This window comes from Neptunitalea chrysea (assembly GCF_027924145.1).
Taxonomy (GTDB): Bacteria; Bacteroidota; Bacteroidia; order Flavobacteriales; family Flavobacteriaceae; genus Neptunitalea; species Neptunitalea chrysea.
In genome coordinates, this window is sequence record NZ_BRVP01000008.1 from 104,409 (window position 1) to 126,046 (window position 21,638).

General features: G+C 33.2%; 17 protein-coding genes. 10 read left to right on the plus strand and 7 right to left on the minus strand.

The window, feature by feature from the left end; all coding sequences use genetic code 11:
- The first annotated feature begins 167 nt into the window (after positions 1-167).
- From NBRC110019_RS07365 to NBRC110019_RS07375, 3 genes are all read left to right on the plus strand, one after another.
- Positions 168-2,576: an alpha-ketoacid dehydrogenase subunit alpha/beta gene (locus NBRC110019_RS07365; RefSeq protein ID WP_281753656.1), complete on the plus strand. Its 2,409-nt coding sequence runs from the start codon at positions 168-170 to the stop codon at positions 2,574-2,576.
- An 85-nt stretch (positions 2,577-2,661) separates the two neighbouring features.
- Positions 2,662-3,699 (plus strand): GMP reductase, encoded by a 1,038-nt coding sequence (locus tag NBRC110019_RS07370; RefSeq protein ID WP_281753657.1) that lies wholly within the window; start codon positions 2,662-2,664, stop codon positions 3,697-3,699.
- 42 nt (positions 3,700-3,741) lie between these two features.
- Positions 3,742-4,122 (plus strand): DoxX family protein, encoded by a 381-nt coding sequence (locus tag NBRC110019_RS07375; protein ID WP_281753658.1) that lies wholly within the window; start codon positions 3,742-3,744, stop codon positions 4,120-4,122.
- Between the two features lie 246 nt (positions 4,123-4,368).
- On the opposite strand, the gene holA is transcribed toward NBRC110019_RS07375, so the two are convergent.
- Positions 4,369-5,370 carry a DNA polymerase III subunit delta gene (gene holA, locus NBRC110019_RS07380; protein ID WP_281753659.1) on the minus strand — a complete coding sequence of 334 codons (1,002 nt, stop codon included), beginning with the start codon at positions 5,368-5,370 and terminating at the stop codon, positions 4,369-4,371.
- A 54-nt stretch (positions 5,371-5,424) separates the two neighbouring features.
- Between holA and NBRC110019_RS07385 the strand changes: the two genes are divergently transcribed.
- From NBRC110019_RS07385 to NBRC110019_RS07395, 3 genes are all read left to right on the plus strand, one after another.
- Entirely contained in the window at positions 5,425-5,883 is a 459-nt protein-coding gene (locus NBRC110019_RS07385; protein ID WP_281753660.1) for a type I restriction enzyme HsdR N-terminal domain-containing protein, read from the plus strand.
- Positions 5,880-6,875 (plus strand): glycosyltransferase family 2 protein, encoded by a 996-nt coding sequence (locus NBRC110019_RS07390; RefSeq protein ID WP_281753661.1) that lies wholly within the window; start codon positions 5,880-5,882, stop codon positions 6,873-6,875. The genes NBRC110019_RS07385 and NBRC110019_RS07390 overlap by 4 nt, the downstream gene beginning before the upstream one ends.
- Before the next feature lie 83 nt (positions 6,876-6,958).
- A complete protein-coding gene (locus NBRC110019_RS07395) occupies positions 6,959-7,822 on the plus strand; it encodes an OmpA/MotB family protein (RefSeq protein WP_281753662.1) in 864 nt (287 codons plus the stop codon).
- Between the two features lie 299 nt (positions 7,823-8,121).
- On the opposite strand, the gene NBRC110019_RS07400 is transcribed toward NBRC110019_RS07395, so the two are convergent.
- The 4 genes from NBRC110019_RS07400 to NBRC110019_RS07415 form a co-directional block, all read right to left on the minus strand.
- Complete coding sequence (locus tag NBRC110019_RS07400) at positions 8,122-8,706, minus strand: TetR/AcrR family transcriptional regulator (RefSeq protein WP_281753663.1); 585 nt, start codon at positions 8,704-8,706, stop codon at positions 8,122-8,124.
- Positions 8,707-8,786: 80 nt separating this feature from the next.
- The gene (locus tag NBRC110019_RS07405) at positions 8,787-9,542 is read right to left on the minus strand and encodes an SDR family oxidoreductase (RefSeq protein WP_281753664.1); all 756 of its coding nucleotides are present in this window, start codon (positions 9,540-9,542) and stop codon (positions 8,787-8,789) included.
- Positions 9,543-10,089: 547 nt separating this feature from the next.
- Complete coding sequence (locus NBRC110019_RS07410; RefSeq protein ID WP_281753665.1) at positions 10,090-10,707, minus strand: L-threonylcarbamoyladenylate synthase; 618 nt, start codon at positions 10,705-10,707, stop codon at positions 10,090-10,092.
- A 10-nt stretch (positions 10,708-10,717) separates the two neighbouring features.
- Positions 10,718-13,051 (minus strand): ATP-dependent helicase, encoded by a 2,334-nt coding sequence (locus tag NBRC110019_RS07415; RefSeq protein ID WP_281753666.1) that lies wholly within the window; start codon positions 13,049-13,051, stop codon positions 10,718-10,720.
- A gap of 127 nt (positions 13,052-13,178) precedes the next feature.
- On the opposite strand from NBRC110019_RS07415, the gene NBRC110019_RS07420 reads away from it, so the two are divergent.
- Together NBRC110019_RS07420 and NBRC110019_RS07425 are read left to right on the plus strand one after the other, a co-directional pair.
- A complete protein-coding gene (locus NBRC110019_RS07420) occupies positions 13,179-14,726 on the plus strand; it encodes an FMN-binding glutamate synthase family protein (RefSeq protein ID WP_281753667.1) in 1,548 nt (515 codons plus the stop codon).
- 49 nt (positions 14,727-14,775) lie between these two features.
- Positions 14,776-15,297 (plus strand): DUF7935 family protein, encoded by a 522-nt coding sequence (locus NBRC110019_RS07425; protein ID WP_281753668.1) that lies wholly within the window; start codon positions 14,776-14,778, stop codon positions 15,295-15,297.
- Here NBRC110019_RS07425 and NBRC110019_RS07430 read toward each other — a convergent pair.
- Positions 15,294-16,202, minus strand: coding sequence for a patatin-like phospholipase family protein (locus tag NBRC110019_RS07430; RefSeq protein ID WP_281753669.1), 909 nt, complete (start codon positions 16,200-16,202; stop codon positions 15,294-15,296). The genes NBRC110019_RS07425 and NBRC110019_RS07430 overlap by 4 nt on opposite strands.
- On the minus strand, positions 16,199-18,280 hold the full coding sequence (locus NBRC110019_RS07435) for a M1 family metallopeptidase (RefSeq protein WP_281753670.1): 2,082 nt from the start codon (positions 18,278-18,280) through the stop codon (positions 16,199-16,201). The genes NBRC110019_RS07430 and NBRC110019_RS07435 overlap by 4 nt, the downstream gene beginning before the upstream one ends.
- Positions 18,281-18,563: 283 nt before the next feature.
- On the opposite strand from NBRC110019_RS07435, the gene recG reads away from it, so the two are divergent.
- Both recG and NBRC110019_RS07445 read left to right on the plus strand, forming a co-directional pair.
- On the plus strand, positions 18,564-20,669 hold the full coding sequence (gene recG / locus NBRC110019_RS07440) for an ATP-dependent DNA helicase RecG (RefSeq protein WP_281753672.1): 2,106 nt from the start codon (positions 18,564-18,566) through the stop codon (positions 20,667-20,669).
- Positions 20,670-20,673: 4 nt separating this feature from the next.
- Positions 20,674-21,570 carry an AEC family transporter gene (locus NBRC110019_RS07445; protein WP_281753673.1) on the plus strand — a complete coding sequence of 299 codons (897 nt, stop codon included), beginning with the start codon at positions 20,674-20,676 and terminating at the stop codon, positions 21,568-21,570.
- Positions 21,571-21,638: the final 68 nt, after the last annotated feature.

Genomic DNA, 21,638 nt, shown 5'->3' on the forward strand with positions numbered 1-21,638 from the left:
TCTATTCTAAAAACCTCAAAAAACATTTGTTTTTAGATTATTTTTTGATGATAATTTAAAAACAAGACATTAAAATTACATAATACATAATTTTCGTTAAAAACTATTATTGCAAATCCCCTTAAAATTAGGTATATTTGTGCTGTCAACCAATATATCTGAGTAAAATGCAAGAAAACCCTGAAACTAAAAATATTACTTTTCAAGATTTTAAAAGTGAAGTTTTAAATGATTATAAAGTAGCTGTAACCAGCAGAGAATGTAGTTTATTAGGGAGACGTGAAGTATTAACAGGAAAGGCTAAGTTTGGGATTTTTGGTGATGGCAAAGAGGTACCGCAACTAGCTATGGCAAAAGCCTTTAGAGATGGGGACTTTAGAAGCGGATACTATAGAGACCAAACTTTTATGATGGCATCAGGTCTCTTCTCTATTGAAAACTTTTTTGCAGGATTGTATGCGCATACAGATTTGGAGGCAGACCCAATGAGTGGCGGACGCCAGATGGGTGGACACTTTGCTACTCATAGTTTTGACGAAAACGACGACTGGAAATTTCTTATTAATCAGAAAAATTCTAGTGCTGATATTTCTCCTACTGCTGCACAGATGCCACGACTAGTTGGTTTAGCACAGGCTTCTAAAATTTACAGACATGTTAAAGAAATTAATGCCGAAAAGTTTTCTAATGATGGAAATGAAGTGGCATGGGGTACTATTGGAAATGCCTCTACTTCTGAGGGTGTTTTCTTTGAAGCAATAAATGCAGCTGGAGTGATGCAAATTCCAATGGTAATGTGTGTATGGGATGATGACTACGGAATTTCGGTACCAGCAAAATATCAAACTACAAAAGAAAATATCTCTGAAATTTTAAAAGGATTTCAGAGAACTGAAACAGAAGCAGGCTTTGAAATTATAACCGTAAATGGATGGGATTATCCTACGCTTATAGAAAATTTTGAGAAGGCTTCAGAAATAGCTAGAAAAGAGCATGTACCCGTTCTATTACATGTAAAAGAGTTAACACAACCTCAAGGGCACTCTACATCTGGTTCTCATGAACGTTATAAAAGTAAGGAACGCTTAGCATGGGAAAAAGATTTTGATTGTAATGCCAAAATGCGTCAATGGATGATTGAATTTGGTATTGCCACAGATGAAGAATTAGAAGTTATAGAAAAAGAGATTAAGCGAGAGGTTCGTGAAGGCAAGAAAAAAGCATGGTCTGCATTTATTACTCCAATAAAAAATGAGAAAAAAGAGCTTGTAGCTATTTTAAATGATGTTGCCGGGGTTAGCCAAAACAAAGTGTTTATTAATAAGCTCAAAAATGATTTAATATCAATTGATGAGCCTAACAGAAAAGAGATTTTTACAGCGGCTAGAAAAACACTTAGATATGTAACTCATGAAAACAATTCGGAAGTTGCTAAATTAAAGCAATGGATTGTTAAAATGACTAAAGAGATTCAACCAAAATATAGTTCTTTATTATATAGTGAAAGTAAAAATTCTCCTTTAAACGTAAAAGAGGTAGTACCTGCCTACTCTGAAGCATCGGAAATGGTAGATGCACGTATTATTTTAAGAGAAAACTTCGATCATATTTTTGGAGCTTACCCTGAAACATTAATTTTTGGTGAAGATAGTGGTAACATTGGTGATGTAAACCAAGGATTAGAGGGACTACAAGAAAAATATGGAATACATAGGGTAGCTGATACCGGAATTAGAGAAGCTACTATATTAGGACAAGGTATTGGTTTAGCAATGCGTGGGTTACGCCCTATTGCAGAAATTCAGTATTTAGATTATCTGATGTACGCACTTCAAATAATGAGTGATGATTTAGCTACTTTAAGTTACAGAACTTTGGGTAGACAAAAAGCACCATTAATTGTTAGAACTAGAGGACATCGTTTAGAAGGTATTTGGCATGCAGGTTCTCAAATGAGTGGTATTATCAATCTAACAAGAGGTATATATACACTGGTTCCTAGGAACATGACAAAAGCTGCAGGATTTTATAATACCTTATTAGAAGGTGATCAACCAGGCTTAATTATTGAATGTTTAAATGGGTACCGTCTAAAAGAACAGATGCCCGATAATTTAGCCGAAATAAGAACTCCTATTGGTGTAGTAGAAACCATTAAAGAAGGTTCCGATATTACTATTGTTTCATATGGTTCTACACTACGCATAGTAGAACAAGCTGTAAAAGAGTTACAAACAGTAAACATTAATGCTGAGATTATTGATTGTCAATCTTTAATTCCGTTTGATTTGAAGCATGATGTGGTTAAAAGTATTCAAAAAACAAACAGATTATTAGTTGTAGATGAAGATGTGCCGGGAGGAGCTTCAGCATACTTATTACAAGAAATAGTAGAAAAGCAAAATGCATATCAATATCTAGATAGTAAACCACAAACTTTAGCTGCTAAGGAACACCGCCCCGCTTACGGTACTGATGGTGATTATTTCTCAAAACCAAATGTGGAAGACATATTTGATAAAATTTATGAAATAATGCTCGAAACTAATCCTGAAAAATATCCGAAACTTTTGTAAATTGTATTCAAATAATAAATTAAAAAATCTCGTCTTTAACGAGATTTTTTTGTGTTAGATTGATTCCCAATGAAATTGTAAAATTATGAGAATAGAAAATGAGTTAAAACTAGGCTTTAAAGATGTAATGATTCGACCAAAAAGATCTACTTTAAAATCGAGAAGTCAGGTTAATTTAGAACGTGATTTTAAATTTATTCACAGTCCAAAACTTTGGACAGGTATACCTATTATAGCGGCCAACATGGATACAGTAGGAACCTTTGATATCGCTAAAGAATTATCTAAACACTCATTAATAACAGCACTTCATAAGCATTACACTATTGATGAGTGGACATCCTTTATTGAGTCTACAACAACTGAAGAACATAACAATATTGCCGTTAGCACCGGTACTGGTGAAACTGATGCCGAAAAATTACAAATAATCTTAAATAAGTTCCCTCAAATATCTTTTATCTGTATAGATGTAGCCAACGGGTACTCTGAACATTTTACAGATTTTCTAAAAAAAACAAGAGAAGCATATCCAAACAAAATTATCTTAGCTGGTAATGTTGTCACAGGTGAAATGGTAGAAGAACTTATTTTATCTGGAGCAGATATTGTAAAAGTGGGTATTGGCCCCGGTAGTGTTTGTACTACCCGAATTAAAACTGGTGTTGGGTACCCTCAACTATCTGCGATCATAGAATGTGCTGACGCCGCTCATGGATTAGGTGGACATATAATCTCTGACGGAGGTTGTAAAATACCAGGAGATGTGGCAAAAGCCTTTGGTGGTGGAGCCGATTTTGTAATGCTGGGCGGAATGCTTGCTGGACATACTGAAAGTGGCGGTGAAATTATTGAAATAAACGGTATACAATACAAACAATTTTACGGAATGAGTTCTGAAACAGCCATGGAAAAACATGCTGGTGGTGTTGCTGAATATAGAGCTAGTGAAGGTAAAACAGTAAAAATCCCCTACAGAGGTGATGTTACGCATACGGTATTAGATATCCTTGGCGGATTACGCTCTACATGTACTTATGTAGGTGCAGCAAGACTAAAAGAATTAACCAAACGAACCACTTTTATAAGAGTGCAAGAACAACATAATGAGGTTTTTAACTAAAAAATTGTATTTTTAAATCATAAACCAACATAAAAATTACAAATGAAAAATTTATCAGACCTCGGGTTATTAATTCTAAGAATTTCAGCTTCTGCACTCATGATGGTTCATGGCTACGGAAAACTACAAATGCTTCTTGACGGTGGCGGTAAGGAGTTTCCAGCATTAATAGGTAACGAACCAGTTTCTCTAATATTAGCTATTATTGGTGAGTTTGTTGCCCCTATTTTAATTATTATAGGGTTTAAAACTAAACTTTCCGCTATTCCAGCATCTTTCACCATGGCAGTTGCTGCATTTTATGTACACGCAAGCGATCCGTTAGATAAAAAAGAGTTAGCCTTAATATACTTCTTTATTTTCTTAGCTATTGCTTTTACAGGAGCGGGAAAATACAGTATAGATGGTATTAAGAAAAAATAACTAATTTTTATATCCTGTAACACTAAAAATTACAAGCAGGATGGACACTGTAGAACAAACAATGGTTAAAATACCAATATAACGCTAATTAAAATTAAGAATAGTAATGGCTAAAATAGTCATTACTATTCTTAAATGTATAATTTGCCCTTGTTACTCATTCACTTCTTTCATGGCTATAATTTTTATTTAAAATTACCGACTACAACAAAAACAAGCATACTACTTAAAAATGCTATAACAGCATTATAGCATCAATTTAACCAATAGCTCTTTAAGTAAATCTGACATATCTGCATTAGAGCCCACTCCTTTGGTTTTTACATCAATATCGCGAAGTACAGATACTGCATAACTTACCTTTTTCATTGTATAGTTGCGAGCAGCACTTTGATAGTCACTCACAAAATAAGGGTTTATCTTTAAGGCTGAAGCTACATTTTTAGGGGTATGATTAGATAATCCATGATACTTTAGAAGTTGTGAAAAGAACAAAAATAACATCGTTACCGTTACTATGATAGGATTATCTTTAGGGTTTTGTGCAAAGTGATTTATAATCTTAGTTGCTTTTACAACATCTCTCTCTCCTATTGCCTTTCTTAACTCAAAGTTGTTAAATTCTTTACTAATACCAATATTCTCTTCTATAATTTCGGGAGTAACCTGACTTTCTTTTGGTAATATCAGCTGTAATTTTTCTAGTTCCTTTGCAATTCTTCCTAAGTCATTACCTAAAAACTCTACTAGCATTTGAGAAGCCTTTGGTGTAATAGAATATTTTTGTCCAACTAATACCTTGCGTATCCATTCGGCAACTTTATCCTCATACATCTTCTTACTCTCAAAAATAATCCCCTTCTTTTTAACCGCCTTATAAAGCTTTTTACGTTTATCAATGGTCTTATACTTATAACACATAACCAACACTGTAGAAGCCAACGGATTTTCTGCATAAGCAGTTAAATTCTCTATGGTTCTAGATAATTCTTGCGCCTCCTTAATAATAACCACTTGTCTATCGGCCATCATTGGATACCTCTTTGCATTTGCAACAATATCATCTACAGAAATATCACGACCATATAACACCATTTGGTTAAAGTCCTTTTCTGCCTCATCCAATACATTATCAGCAATAAAATTAGAGATCTTATCAATATAATACGGCTCTTCCCCCATTAAAAAATAAATAGGTGCCAATTGTTTCTTTTTTATATCGCTAACAAGTTGTTTTACTTCATCCATAAATCTTATGCATTCTTATATTTGCAAAACAAAACACATTATTGAGTATTTTACATGCAAACACACCCACTAAATTTTCCAGAATTTAAGTTCCGATTCAAAAGTAGCGAAAATAAAATCTACATCTTTGACGAAATTCGTAAAAAGTTTGTGGTGCTACAACCAGAGGAATGGGTACGTCAGCACGTGGTTCACTATTTATTGCAAATTAAAGGATACCCTAAATCACTCATAAACGTAGAAAAGAAATTGGTTATCAACGATATGACCAGACGATACGATGTAGTTATTTTTAATCCGGATGGTTCTATATTTCTAATTGTAGAATGCAAAGCTCCTGAAGTACCTATTAAACAAGATACATTTGACCAGATTGCTAGATACAATCTATCATTAAATGCTACCTATTTAATGGTTACAAACGGAAAGTCTCATTACTTTTGTAACATGGATTACGAAAATGAACGCTACAACTTTTTAAGAGAACTCCCTAAATACACAACCACCCTATGAAAATAGCTGTTATTATACTTAATTGGAATGGGCAAAAATTACTAGCGCAATTTTTGCCAACCATTATTAAGTATTCAAAGGAAGCTGCTATTTATGTAGCTGATAACGCCTCTACTGATAACTCTGTAAAGCATGTAACTGAAAGCTTTCCTGAAGTACAAATTATATCAAATAAAGAAAACGGCGGTTACGCAAAAGGGTATAACGATGCTTTAAAACATGTAAAAGAAGATATCTATTGTCTTTTAAACTCAGATATAGAAGTTACTGAAAATTGGCTTTCTCCTATTGCTGCAATTTTTGAAAAAGATAGTTCTGTTGCAGTAATTCAACCAAAAATAAAATCGTATCACCAAAAAGAGCTTTTTGAATATGCCGGTGCCGCAGGTGGTTTTATAGATAAATACGGATATCCTTTTTGTAGAGGGCGAATTTTTGATACCCTTGAAAAAGATGAAGGACAATATGAATACGAAGAAGAAATATTTTGGGCTTCCGGGGCTTGTTTTTTTATAAGAAAAGAAATCTTTAGAGAGCAAAAAGGTTTCGATGAGCTCTTCTTTGCACATATGGAAGAAATTGATTTGTGCTGGAGAATACAAAATACGAACAAAAAAATACTTTATACCCCAGAAAGTACGGTTTATCATGTAGGAGGAGGAACACTTAATAAGCTAAATTCTATAAAAACGTTCTACAATTTCAGAAATTCCTTACTTACACTATTGAAAAACCTTCCTGAAGATCAGATAAAGCCAATAGTTTTCAAGAGAATGCTTTTAGATGGTTTGGCTTTTGCTAAATTTTGTCTTAACCTTCAGTTTAAACATGCCACAGCCATACTAAAAGCGCATTATAGCTACTATAAGTTTAAAAATCAAGTCCTTAAATCAAGGAGTAAAAATGTTAAAAAGAAAAACTATTATCAAATAGTGTCAATTGTACACTATTATTACATTGCACGAAAAAAAAACTATAAAAATTTAATATAATATTAACTAAAATAGCTGTTAAATCCATCTGTTAAAATTTAGGTTTTTTTACCTTTGACATGCTATTAATTAAATTTATAAACATGAAGAAAATTGGTCTTATTGCTTCATTATTGGCAGTTTTATTAACCACCTCTTGTGGTACTAAAAAAATTGCTGAATTAGAAGAAAAACAAAAACAAACACAGGAGAAATTAGATTCAGCCACTGTTAAACTAAATAGTTGTCTTGAAGAGAAAGCGTCTTTGAGCGCTACTAATAACGCTCTTAAAAGTCAGAACGACGTATTAAAATCTAACAACCAGCAGTTAATCAACAATATGGGTGATTTAACAACCTTAACTAAAAAAGGTGCTGAAAACTTAGAGAAATCTTTAGAATCTTTACGTGAAAAAGATTTAACTATTAGAAAATTACAAGATGCCGTTACTAGAAGAGACTCTGTAAACTTAGCGTTAGTTCAAAGTTTAAAAGGAGTTCTTGGAGATCTTAACGACGAAGACATTAACATTAGTGTTGAAAAAGGTGTTGTTTACGTAAACATTTCTGATAAATTATTATTCTCTAGTGGTAGCGCAAGAGTTACTTCAAAAGCTAAAGAAGTTTTAGGAAAAGTTGCTACAGTAGTTAAAAACAAACCTGACTTTGAGTTTATGGTAGAAGGTCACACTGATGATGACGGTGTTAAAGCTGGTGCAAGCTTCAAAGATAACTGGGATTTAAGTGTTTTAAGAGCTACTGCCGTTGTAAGACTTTTACAAGATGAGTTTGGTGTAGATCCTAAGAGAATGACAGCTGCAGGACGTAGCCAATACGTACCAGTTGCTGATAACGAAACTAAAGAAGGTAAAGCTAAAAACAGAAGAACAAGAATTGTTGTTTTACCTAAAGTTGATCAATTCTACAGTATGATTGAAGAAGGAATGAAAGATCCTTCAATCAACTAAGAAGACAGAATAATATCATATTTAAATAGTAAAAGCCGTCTGGATTATTTCAGACGGCTTTATTTATATATCACTTTTCAAGTTTAAACGTTGATTTTATTTATTGACACCCCATTATTAAATAATCTTATTACAACTATGTTACATTAATAAAAACAATTTTATAGATAAGCCGAGTGATACTTTTTGCAATAACAATTATATTCGCAAAATGCTGGGAAACGAAACTCCTAGAAAACATAAGAGCAGCACCTAACTAAAATTCAAAAAACTAATTTTAGTTCCAATGAAAAAATACATTACTCCAATAAAGATAAAACAACATCAACAGAAGCCTTGAGTTTCTTTTTATCAGGACGAACTTTAGAAACAACACGCATCCCATTATAAAAAGTAAAAAGAAGAGATGCAATATGTGTAAGGTCTTTAACCGAACTTAATTGACCAGATTCCTTCCCCTTTTGTAGATATTCATAAAACAACTTTTCAACCGCCCTCCTATTAGCCTCCAAAATTTCAATAAAGGCTTCGTCATTCGTAGGAACAAGCTCTGTGGTTGCATTCACTACAAAACATCCTTTTTTATCTTTATCACTAACAGCTTCCTTAATAGCATTGTCAAAAAATGTTGAAAATCCCTCTTTAACATTCGGATAATTGCTAAAAAAAATAGCCAACTTATCAATACTCGTTTTTCTGTATAGCTCAAAAGATTTTTTAAAAAGTTGTTCTTTATCACCAAAGGTATCATATATACTAGCTCTGTTTATTCCTAAGTAACTAACCAAGTCTTGAATTGACGTAGCAGTATACCCCTTCTTCCAAAACAAATGCATTGCTTTGTTAAGAATTTCTTTTTCGTCAAATAATTTTACTCTAGGCATATACAAACAAATTGTGGAAGCGTATATCGCTTCCACAAAAATAGTTTATCGGAACTTTCATTCCAAATATATTGAAAAAATTAGCTTAAAAGCGGATTAATATTTATCCCTCCATCAATATTGTATTCGCCTCCAGTAATAAAAGAAGCATCATCTGATGCCAAAAATGCAACTAGTTTTGCAATTTCCCCTGATTGTCCGATACGCTTTAACGGAACGCGATTTTGTATTGCCTCTGCAAAACCATTTAACTGTTCTTCCTTCATACCCGTTTTTTCAAATATAGGTGTAGCAACAGGACCGGGATTCACTGAATTAACCCTAATATTTCTTGGAGCCAATTCGGTTGCAGCCGTTCTTGTATATGAATTTAGTGCTGCTTTAGTAGCAGCATATACTGCTGTATTTGGCATTCCTGTGTAGGCATTAATCGAAGACAAATTAATTATGGAAGCACCATCATTTAATATTGGTAAAAACTTTTCGGTAGTAAACACAGCCCCTTTAAAATTAATCCCTACCTGATTATCAAACATTTCTTCACTTATTTGCCCAACCGGCGAAGTCTGAAAAATTCCCGCATTAACAAATAAGATATCTATCTTACCAAAATTGCTCTTAACCTGGTCTACCAAATCTGCTATCGCTGAAATATTAGCAACATCTGCAACAATTCCACTTACACCAAGCTCTTGAGCTGCTTTTTCAACTCTTTCTAGGTTTCTGCCGGTTATCACTACAGTTGCACCCTGATTTTTGAATTCCTTGGCAGACGCATAACCAATACCACTATTACCTCCCGTAACAACGGCTATTTTTCCATTTAGTTTATTCATTTTATTTTATATATATGTTTATAAATAATAGAACGTTCGTTCTAAATACGAAAATACTAATATTTGAACGATTATTCCAAATAAGATTCTCATTTTTTAAAAAATTTAAATTTTAATTAACAATTACATCATTAGCAACATTTTAAGAAAGGTATAGTACAAGTACATCAAGGTTATGCATAGCGAAGGGAATTGTTGAATAATGCTGTAACGGAATTCAACTTTAAATTTATTAAAGTTGAATTCCGTTATAAGCACATGTACAATAGTAAATATGAAGCAAAAATCTAGATATTTAAATGCATTGAAACATTTTTATTACAAAAAGAATACAATTTCTTTTTGTAATAAAATCTATTGAAGAATTTTAATTCGGTATGAAATATAAAAATAAATTGACTTAAGAAATCTTATCTAACTTTTATTACAAGTCCATTTCAGTAAATCATAATTATAAGGATTTATATATAATAAATCCAATTCTTGTCTAAGTTGAATTTTATTAACCATTAAATTAATCGGCTGTGTACTTTGCAGATGTTTTATCTTAAAAATCAACACTTCCCTTACCTTCCCTAACAACAGTAAATTCACCTTCTGATAAATCAATAATAGTAGAAGCTACATTGTCACCATAACCACCATCAACTACAACATCCACCAGATTATCCCATTTTTCATAAATCAATTCAGGGTCTGTAGTATATTCTAACAATTCGTCTTCATCATGGATAGAAGTTGATACAATTGGGTTCCCTAACTTTTTTACAATATCTACCGCAATATTATTATTTGGCACTCTAATACCAACCGTTTTCTTTTTTTTAAAATCCTTTGGTAAATTATTATTACCTGGTAAAATAAACGTATATGGCCCTGGTAAGGCTTTCTTTAAGATTTTAAAAGTAGGCGTATCTATTTGCCTAACATAATCAGATAAGTTACTTAAATCTGCACATATAAAAGAAAAGTGAGCCTTTTCTAGTTTTATTCCTTTAATTCTAGCAATCTTTTGCAGCGCTTTTGAATTGGTAATATCACACCCTAACCCGTACACCGTATCAGTAGGATAAATTACCAATCCTCCGTCTCTCAGAACCTCAACAACTTTAGCTATCTCCCTAGGGTTCGGATTCTCTTCATAAATTCTAATCAACTCTGCCATGGTACTCTATTTAATTTAGTACATCTAATTTTGCAAAACGTAAAAGTAGTTTTTTAACCTCTCCATTCTGGAATCGTATCTCTGCTTTTCTGTCATTCCCAACACCTTCTAATTTAAGTACTTCACCTCTACCAAAACGTGTATGCTCTACCTTAGTACCAACACCCAATTCATCAGCAATATTGGTATCATTGTTCCCCACAGGATTAGCAATATCCGGCTTCAACTTTCTTAATTTACGAAGCTTTTCTTCAGACGGATTATGATGACTAGGCGGTGTGCCAGCAACGGGTTTATTCTGCCTAAACTTGCTTTTATCTACTTCACCAAAAATATCGGCATCTAACATAGGTTTATACCTATATCCAGATCGCATTGGAGGTGTTAAGTGTTCTACGTATTTATCTTCTATCTCTTCTATAAACCTACTTGGTTCACTATCTACTAATTTACCCCAACGATATCTACTCTCAGCAAAAGTTAAATAGGCTTGCTTTTCAGCTCTGGTAAGTGCTACATAAAACAACCTACGCTCCTCTTCCAGTTCACTTCTGGTATTCATAGACATAGCTGATGGGAATAAATCTTCTTCCATTCCTACTATATATACATATGGGAACTCAAGTCCTTTAGCCAAATGAATGGTCATCATAGCAACACGGTCATCATCACCAGTATCTTTATCTAAATCAGTTGCCAATGCAATATCTTCTAAGAACTCGCTTAACGCCCCTGTTGCATCTGCAACCTCCTGCTGACCTTCCACAAAATCTTTAATACCGTTCAGTAATTCTTCTACGTTCTCCATACGAGCTATCCCTTCTGGAGTTCCATCTTTTTTAAATAATTGAAGAATTCCAGATTTCTTAGCTACATGTTCAGACAATGTAAATGCATCTGAATTTTCATTCATAATCTGAAAACTCTTAATCATAGTTACAAAATCATCTAGCTTTCTTCTGGTACCCGAATTAATTTTTAAGTCAATTCTATCCAGATTCTCCATTACTTCAAATATAGATCGCTTGTAATGGTTGGCTACCACCGTTAATTTATCTACCGTAGTTTGCCCTATTCCTCTAGCCGGAAAATTAATTATACGTACCAATGCTTCCTCATCTTTAGGGTTTAGCACTAAACGTAGGTACGATAAGATATCTTTAATTTCTTTACGTTGATAAAAAGAAAGTCCCCCATAAATTCTATACGGTATATCTCTTTTACGTAATGCATCTTCTATGGCTCTAGATTGCGAGTTAGTCCTATATAACACAGCAAAATTACCATGCCCTAACTGCAAATTCATTTCGGTTTCAAAAATATTACTCGCAACAAATCGTCCTTCTTCTGCGTCTGTTAAAGAACGGTGTACTTTTATTTTACCTCCATCATCATTGGCCGTCCAAACAACCTTATCTAAACGCGTCTTGTTCTTTTCGATAACCGAGTTAGCTGCTTCAACAATATTTTTGGTAGATCTGTAATTCTGCTCTAAACGGTAAACTTGTACATTATCATAATCCTTTTGATAGTTCATGATATTATTAATATTCGCCCCTCTAAACGCATAAATACTTTGGGCGTCATCTCCTACAACACAAATATTCTGAAACTTATCTGATAATGCTCTTACTATTAAATACTGGGAGTGGTTGGTATCTTGGTACTCATCTACCAGAATATATCTAAATCGATTTTGATATTTCTGCAATACCTCCGGAAAACGAGTTAACAATTCATTTGTTTTTAAAAGCAGATCATCAAAATCCATAGCTCCGGCCTTAAAACAACGATCACAATATTCCTGATAAATATCCCCCATTCTTGGTCGTTTTGCCATGGCATCGGCCTCTATTAATTCCGGATTATTAAAATAGGCTCTAACCGTAATCAAGCTATTTTTAAAAGAAGATATTCTAGATTGAATTTGTTTGTATTTATACACATCCTTATCCAGTCCTTTTTCTTTAATGATTGCATTAATTAAACGTTGAGAATCTTGCGTATCGTAAATTGTAAAATTAGAAGGATATCCAAGCTTGTCTGCTTCAAACCGTAAAATTTTGGCGAACACAGAGTGAAATGTTCCCATCCAAAGGTTTTTTGCTTCACTATTACCAACAATAGAAGCAATTCTACCCTTCATTTCACGTGCAGCTTTATTAGTAAAGGTAAGCGCTAAAATATTAAAAGCATCTACCCCCTTACTCATAATATAGGCAATACGATACGTTAATACACGGGTTTTTCCAGATCCCGCACCGGCTATAACCATTAACGGACCTTCTACCTGCAATACAGGAGCTCTTTGAGCGTCATTAAGTTCTGCTAAATATTTTTCCATTAAGCAACAATCATTAAAACGGTACAAGTTACTTATTAATTAATTTCAAAATAAAGAACTTTTATATTTTTATAAACACTTTTTATAAGATGGAATCCTTAATTTTGTTTGCAAACAAATTAAACTTATGAATGAGATACTTTCATCCATTCCTTGGTGGGGCTGGATTTTAATAGTAATTGCTATGGTTGCTATCAGAGATATCTTTGTACAACGCAAGCATACCATTAGTCATAACTTCCCTATTGCCGGTCATATTAGATATATGTTAGAAAGCATAGGGCCGGAATTAAGACAGTATCTGGTAGCTAATAACAGAGAAGAATTACCATTTAATAGAATAGAAAGAAGCTGGGTATATGCTTCTTCAAAAAATGCTAATAATTACAAAGGTTTCGGAACAGACAGAGATATTTTCTCACAAAACTATGTATTTATAAATAACAGCATGTTGCCTTATAAATTGCCTAAAGGTCACCCGAATAACGAGCAAAACGATTTTATACCATGTGCTAAAGTAATAGGGACTTATCATAAAAGAAAAAAACCTTACAGACCTGCGTCTGTGATTAATATTTCTGCTATGAGTTTTGGTTCTTTATCTGCCAAAGCAGTGGAATCGTTAAACGTAGGAGCTAAAAAAGCAAGAGCCTACCATAATACTGGTGAAGGTGGTTTATCTCCCTATCACAAACATGGTTCAGATATCATGTTGCAAATAGGTACTGCCTATTTTGGTATTCGTGATGAGCATGGGAATTTCTCGATGGAAAAACTTAAGAAATTAGTTAATGACAATCCTTCAATAAAGGCCATTGAAATAAAATTATCGCAGGGAGCTAAACCCGGAAAAGGAGGTGTTTTACCTGCTAAAAAAATCACTAAAGAAATATCTGAAATACGCCATGTACCTTTAGGTAAAGATGTAATCTCTCCTCCATACCATACTGCTTTTTCTACCGTACCAGAAATGGTAGCATTCATTGAGAAAATTGCTAAAGAAACTGGTTTACCCGTTGGGATTAAAGCTGCCATTGGTAAATTAAACCATTGGAAAGAACTCATACAGGTAATGCAAGAAACCAATCAAGGACCCGATTTTATTACCATTGATGGAGGTGAAGGCGGAACCGGTGCAGCACCACCAAGTTTTGCAGACCATGTTTCATTACCATGGATCTATGGTTTTACAGATGTTTACGGTTTGTTTAAAGAACATGATATGACCGAACATGTGGTGTTTATAGCCAGTGGTAAACTAGGCTTTCCGGCACAAGCAGCAAAAGCCTTTGCCATGGGAGCCGATTGCATCAATGTTGCCCGTGAGGCTATGATGAGTATTGGTTGTATACAAGCACAAGTATGCCATACCAACCGATGTCCAGCCGGAGTTGCTACACAAAACAAATGGCTACAAAGTGGTATAGATGTACCGCTTAAATCTGATCGATTAGCACAGTATTTCCATAATTTTAAAAAGGAGTTCTTAGAATTAACGCATGCATGTGGTTACGAACATCCTTGCCAATTTACAATGGATGATGTAGAAATGAATCTTGGCGATAAAAACCTAACACAAACATTAGCAGCTATCTATAAGTATCATAAAACAAAAGTTACCTTTAAAGGTATGCAATCTTTAAAGGATTGTAAGTATCTTGGAGGTCAGGATTGATTTTATTAGTGCAAAAAATGTAGTACTTTTATCCCCTAAAATTTATTGAATGGAAAATCAAATAATACAACTTCTTTTTTATTGTTTACCTGCAATTATAACCGGTTTGGTTGCCTTTTATTTTTTTAATTCTCACACTAAAAATGAAGAAGGAAGAAGAAGATATTTATTACATAAAGACACGCAAAAAGATATATTACCAATTAGATTACAGGCCTATGAACGAATGACTTTGTTTTTAGAGCGTATACGTCCTGCGAATCTAATTATAAACGTAATTCCACAATCCGATAATAAAGAAGGCTACGAAAGCTTACTTGTTCAGCAAATAGAGAATGAGTTTACGCATAACTTATCACAACAAATCTATCTAACCGAAGAGTGTTGGAATATTATTAGAGCTTCTAAAAACGCTACTATACAGATGATTCGTAAAATTGCCATGAGCAATAAAATAGAATCAGCAGATAAATTAAGAGAAGCTGTTCTTAATGAGTTTTTAGATAAAAGTTCTCCATCTGCTACGGCATTACAGTATGTTAAAAAAGAACTAAGGGAATTATACGGTTAACTGTTTATATCTAGCTGACTTGTTTCTTTATTTTTAAGTTTAGCATACTCATACCCACTATGCCACCAATTTTGCATTTTATGTTTATCAAATATTAAAGAATTGGTGGTTAATACACTAGGGGTATAATAGAAATTTAAAATAGCATTGCTATTATTTGCTGCAAACTTCCCTATCTTAATGTTTTGTTTAGATATCCTGTCTAGCATAAACCCAAACATACTAGTTAGCAAAGAGAAAGCATTTTTAGATGGTAATTTATTTAACTGTGTTACTTCTGTTGCTAGCACAATTACATCTACCACATCGGCTCCTCTTCTAACAGCTTCTTCAATAGGTACAATAACTCCTAATCCGCCATCGGCATACTCACAGCCATTTTTTTTAACCAAACTCATAAAGGGTGTATAATTACAAGAAATCCATAACCACTCCATAAATTCATCATAATCAAAATCATTAATAGACTTATACTCTACCGAATTCATTGATAAATTAGAAACCGTAACTACAATATCTTTATGAGACTTTTTTAATGCTAAAAACTCCTCTTTATTAATAGAATTAAATATTAATTTTCTAAGATTTAAACTCTCTCCAAACGTTTTTTTCCCTCTAAGAAAGTTGAGCAATACATTAAAGTGATTAATCCCTACTGTTTCCACTCCGTGTTTTTTCTTTATAGTAAAAGGGGTATGACTAAAAATACTTTTTTGATTTACAGACGTATAGATATCTTTTATCTTATCAACCTTTTTTAATGCCAAGTGACTTACTAACAAACTCCCTGTAGAGGTTCCTATATAAATATCATAGTCTTTTTTCATTTCCTCTATAAGATATTGTGCAACACCACCTGCAAAAGCGCCCTTACTACCTCCACCGGAAATCACTAGTGCTTTCATAATTTCTTCTTTAAAAATTTTTGCTCTTTCTGTGTTAAATCAGGCATTAATTTCTCAATGCGTTCTTTATATATCGGATCTTTTAAAAGTCTATCTAAGATGGTTCTACAATTAGAAGCAAATCTCCAGGAAGAATACAAACACCCATTCACCAAATCTTTTAAGTTTTCATTGGTATAGGTATCCATTTGCTCTAAAAACCCAAAGGCTTTTTCTCTAACACTGTATCCGTATACCGGAGACGTAAAGCCAGACAACTCCTGAAACATCGCTAATGTTTCCGACTGTTTAAATTCAGGTGTAGATAATGCCAATACCAGCCATAATATCCTAACATTTAAATCATTTGTGCCTTTTACATTTTCCGTTTTAGCTAAATATTCTTTTCGTTTTTCAGGAAAATTGACCCAAAGTTTATATAATACATTCTCAATAGTATTATAACTTTTATCTAATAAAAATTTCTCAAACTCGGGTTCTAAATAACTAGGAATCTTAGTTGTTTGTACCAAATAAGATTGTCTTACCAAAACATTCTTATCATTAAGAATTGATTTAATATAGAAACTATCTACTAGTGCATCATATCTATAAGTAATAACCTTTTCCTTATACTCAGGCGATAAGCTGTTCCAAAGCTTTTTACTAGTTTCGGTAACTTTGTCTGCTAAAGTATCTTTAAACTTTTCATTTATTAATTCTGGTAACGAATAAGGTTTATCAGCTAGTAACTCCATAGCTTCATCATACAGAAATTCTTTTTTTAGCAACCAACGCTCTTTAAAGTTTGCCAAATCTTTTCCAGAAGCACTTTCCATTTCAGCTAAAAACTGATTGGTAGTAACATTCTTAAATTTGTATTTTTCTAAATACGCAGTAATCCCCTTTTTAAAATTAGTATGCCCTAATTCGTTTTCCAAGGCAACCAATGCCCAAGCTCCCTTTTGGTAAAACGTTAAGCTACTCGCTTTAGCATTTAACAAATTTTCTCCTTCTCCTTTATCCGATTGGTATTTCAATTGAATTGCTGTTTCAAATAAAGCCGCCTTAAAATAATCATCCCCAAAAACATCCTTCTCTGCCAATAACGCATAGTAGGTAGCAAAACCTTCTTGCAACCAATGATCAGAAGGAGTAGCTTCAGTTATCAAATCACCAAACCATTGATGCGCTAATTCGTGTGCATTTACATTCACATAATTTTTATCTACAAAGGCTAAAGAATCTATGTAATAACCATCATTAAAAAGAGTCGCTGTAGTGTTCTCCATACCTCCATACATAAAGTCTGCCACCGGAATCTGCTTATAGTTTCCCCATACAAAAGGCACCCCTATTTCATTTTCCAAAAAGTCAAAAATTTGCTTTGAATATCTATAGGTTGGCTCATAATGCGACGGCATATCAGGATAATAATACAGTAGCATTTCTTTACCATTATTACTTATTAATTTATGATAGTCATAATCTCCAATAGCAATTGCAACCAAATAACTACTCATTGGGTGTGTCATTTGGTAATTCCATTTGGTTAACGAATCAGATACCTGTTTCTTATCTTTAAGTACTCCATTAGTAATTACACTATAATCTGAAGAAAAGATTACAGAAATATTAAAAATCACCTTCTCATTAACATCATCAAAACTTGGCAACCAATTACTCGTATATTTTCCTTGTCCTTGTGTCCAAACCTGTTTTCTTGCTCCTTCATAATCCCACCCTACAAAATACATTGTTTTTCTAGGCTTCACCGAATAGGTAAAACGTAATACATTATTATTCTTAGGTTTTAATTTCTTTCTTAAGATAAGATAATGATCAGTAACATCATATTTTATTTTTTTACCATTCCAAGTAACCTCAACAAAGTCTGTATGTTGAGCGTCTAAATAAAGTGTATCTGTTTTACTTACTATATCTACTGTATAATCAACAGTACCATTTACCATTTGGGTATACGGATTAATAGTAACTTTTACATTAGCGGTTTTAAAGTCGGCTACAGAAGTTTGTTGAGCAAAAGAAAGTGAAACAAAAAAAACAGTTATAAAAAATATAAAACCTTTGTAATTCATTTTAAGTATTTGAAATTTGCACTAAAATACGATAAATAGCCTGTTTTATTAAAATAATTTCAAACTTTGCAAAAGCTGTTCATTTCTTTCGAAATTCGAATGAGAGACATTTTTATAGTACATTCTTTTCATTGAAGATCAGTCTTAAAATAAGTAAATACTCGAGGTAAGTACACAAAGTAATTAATAAGATTTACATTTCTATTTTGAAAAAAGTCTCAGTGAATTTAATCTCGATTATCGAATAAACTCAATTATTGAGTAAATTGGCTAAATTAGCTGCATGAATCCTAATTTTTTAAATACACCTATTGATTATTTAAAACGAGTTGGTCCTCAACGTGCTAGCTTGTTAAAACAAGAATTGGGAATTCATACCTATCAGGATATTATTAATTTTTTCCCAAATAAATACATTGATAAAACCAGCTATTATAAAATCAACCAATTACAACGTAACACTGCCGAAGTACAAATTGTTGGCAAAGTAGTACACTTAAAGATGGTTGAGCAAAAGCGAGGAAAGCGGCTGGTTGCTAAATTTATTGATGATACCGGAGAAATGGAACTGGTTTGGTTTAAAGGTCATAAATGGATAAAAGAAGGCCTAAAACTTAATACCCCTTATGTAATTTACGGCAAATGCAATTGGTTTAATGGTATGTTTAGTATTCCACACCCTGAAATGGAATTGTTGGAAGACCACAAAGCAAGTCTTAAAACAGCTATGCAACCCGTATACCCTAGTACCGAAAAGCTAACAAAAACAGGGATTACTAACAAGGTAATGAATCAACTTATTCAGGAATTATTTCTTGCATCTGGTGGTAAATTTTACGATACGCTTCCTAAATATTTATTAGAAGAATTAAAGCTTATAAACAAGGCTGAAGCCTTGTTTAATATTCATTTCCCAAAAACCAGCGAAGCATTAGCTAAAGCCCAGTACCGTTTAAAGTTTGAAGAACTGTTTTACATACAGTTGCAATTAATTTTAAAAAATTTAATACGCAAACAAAAGATAAAAGGGTTTGCTTTTGATAAAGTGGGGGAATTGTTCAACGATTTTTATAACAATCATCTTCCCTTTGACCTTACCAATGCACAGAAAAGAGTTATAAAAGAAATACGTAAAGATTTAGGCAGCAATGCCCAAATGAACCGATTATTACAAGGAGATGTAGGTAGTGGTAAAACAATTGTCGCTTTATTAACCGCCCTACTAGCCATAGACAATGGTTTTCAGGCATGTATTATGGCTCCTACCGAAATTTTGGCGACTCAGCATTATAACGGTCTAATTGAATTAGTGACTGAGTTACCAATACAAATCAATCTTTTAACAGGATCTACCAAAACGGCTAACCGCAAAGAAATACATAAAGCCTTAGAAGAAGGTACTCTCCATATACTTATAGGTACTCATGCGATCTTAGAAGATAAAGTAAAGTTTAAAAATTTAGGGTTGGCAATTATAGATGAGCAACATCGCTTTGGTGTTGCACAGCGAGCTAAGCTATGGCACAAAAATGATATTCCGCCTCATATATTGGTAATGACAGCTACCCCTATCCCAAGAACACTGGCTATGAGTTTATACGGCGATTTGGATATCTCTGTTATCGATGAATTGCCTCCGGGAAGGAAACCTATTAAAACAGTACACAGATACGACAGTAACCGATTAAAAGTATTTCAATTTATAAGGGATGAAATTGCTAAAGGCAGACAGATATATGTAGTATACCCGTTAATACAAGAATCAGAAACCTTAGATTATAAAGATTTAATGGATGGTTACGAAAGTATTGCGCGTGATTTTCCTTCTCCGAAATATCAAATATCTATAGTACATGGCCAAATGAAACCGGCTGATAAAGACTATGAGATGGAGCGTTTTGTAAAAGGTGAAACGCAGATAATGGTTGCCACAACCGTGATAGAAGTGGGTGTTAATGTTCCTAACGCCTCAGTAATGATTATTGAAAGTGCCGAACGTTTTGGTTTATCGCAATTACATCAATTGCGAGGAAGAGTTGGTAGAGGTGCAGAACAGAGTTTCTGCATTTTAATGACCGGACATAAGTTATCTGACGATTCTAAAACTCGCTTAGAAACTATGGTAAAAACCAATGACGGTTTTGAAATTGCAGAGGTAGACTTAAAACTAAGAGGTCCTGGTGATATTATGGGAACCCAACAAAGTGGGGTACTCAATTTAAAAATAGCAGATATTGTGAAAGACAATGATATTTTAAAAACCGCAAGGTATTACGCTATGAGAACTTTAAAAGACGATCCTAATTTACAACTTCCGGAAAATGCTATAATTTTAAATACTTATAAAAAATTACAAGCAAATAAAACTATTTGGAATTATATAAGTTAAACGTATGATCAATTTTGTAGTTATATTTTTTTGCGTCATAACCGGTGTAGTATTAAAAAAATATAAAAAACTACCTCAAGACTCTCATAAATCAGTTAATGCCTGGTTAATGAATATTGCACTACCCGCAATTGCCCTAAAATACATTCCAAAAATTGAATGGAGCACTGAACTTATTTTCCCCTTACTAATGCCTTTATTTGTATGGCTGGGAGCTGCTCTTTTTATTCATTTAGTAGCCAAGAGATATGCTATGTCTCCTGCTACTAAAACAGTATTATTATTAGTAAGTGGTTTAGGGAATACTTCTTTTTTAGGATTTCCATTAACCCAAGCTTATTATCATGAAGAAGGATTAAAAATTGCTGTTCTATGTGATCAGGCTTGCTTTATTATTACCGCAACTTTTGGTATAATTGTAGCCGTAAAGGCTTCTCAAAACAAAAAAATTAAACCTTCTTTTTTACTAAAAAAAGTGTTTAGCTTCCCTCCTTTTGTGATTTCTTTATGTGCATTACTCATTTCTATAATTTCTTTTGATATCTCATTTCTAGATCCATTTTTAAATATTATAGGAGCTACTTTAATACCATTGGCCCTATTTTCAGTAGGACTACAATTAAGTATTAAAGAGTGGAGAACAGACATAAGGCTCATAAGTTACAGCTTATTATACAAGCTATTATTGGCTCCACTACTTATTTTAGGAATTAGTATTTTTATAGAAACCAGCAAGTTAACACATCAAGTAACCATTTTAGAGGCTGCTATGGCTCCTATGGTTACCGGAGCCATTATTGCTGCAGACTATAATTTAAACCCAAAATTGGCAAATATGATACTTGGAATAGGAATTCCTATTTCCCTTATTACTACATTTATATGGTCACTTATTATATAACACTGTGGTAATCTTTACGTAAAAATGGCTTTAAAATAGCATTACTATTACTATATTTGGCATCTCAA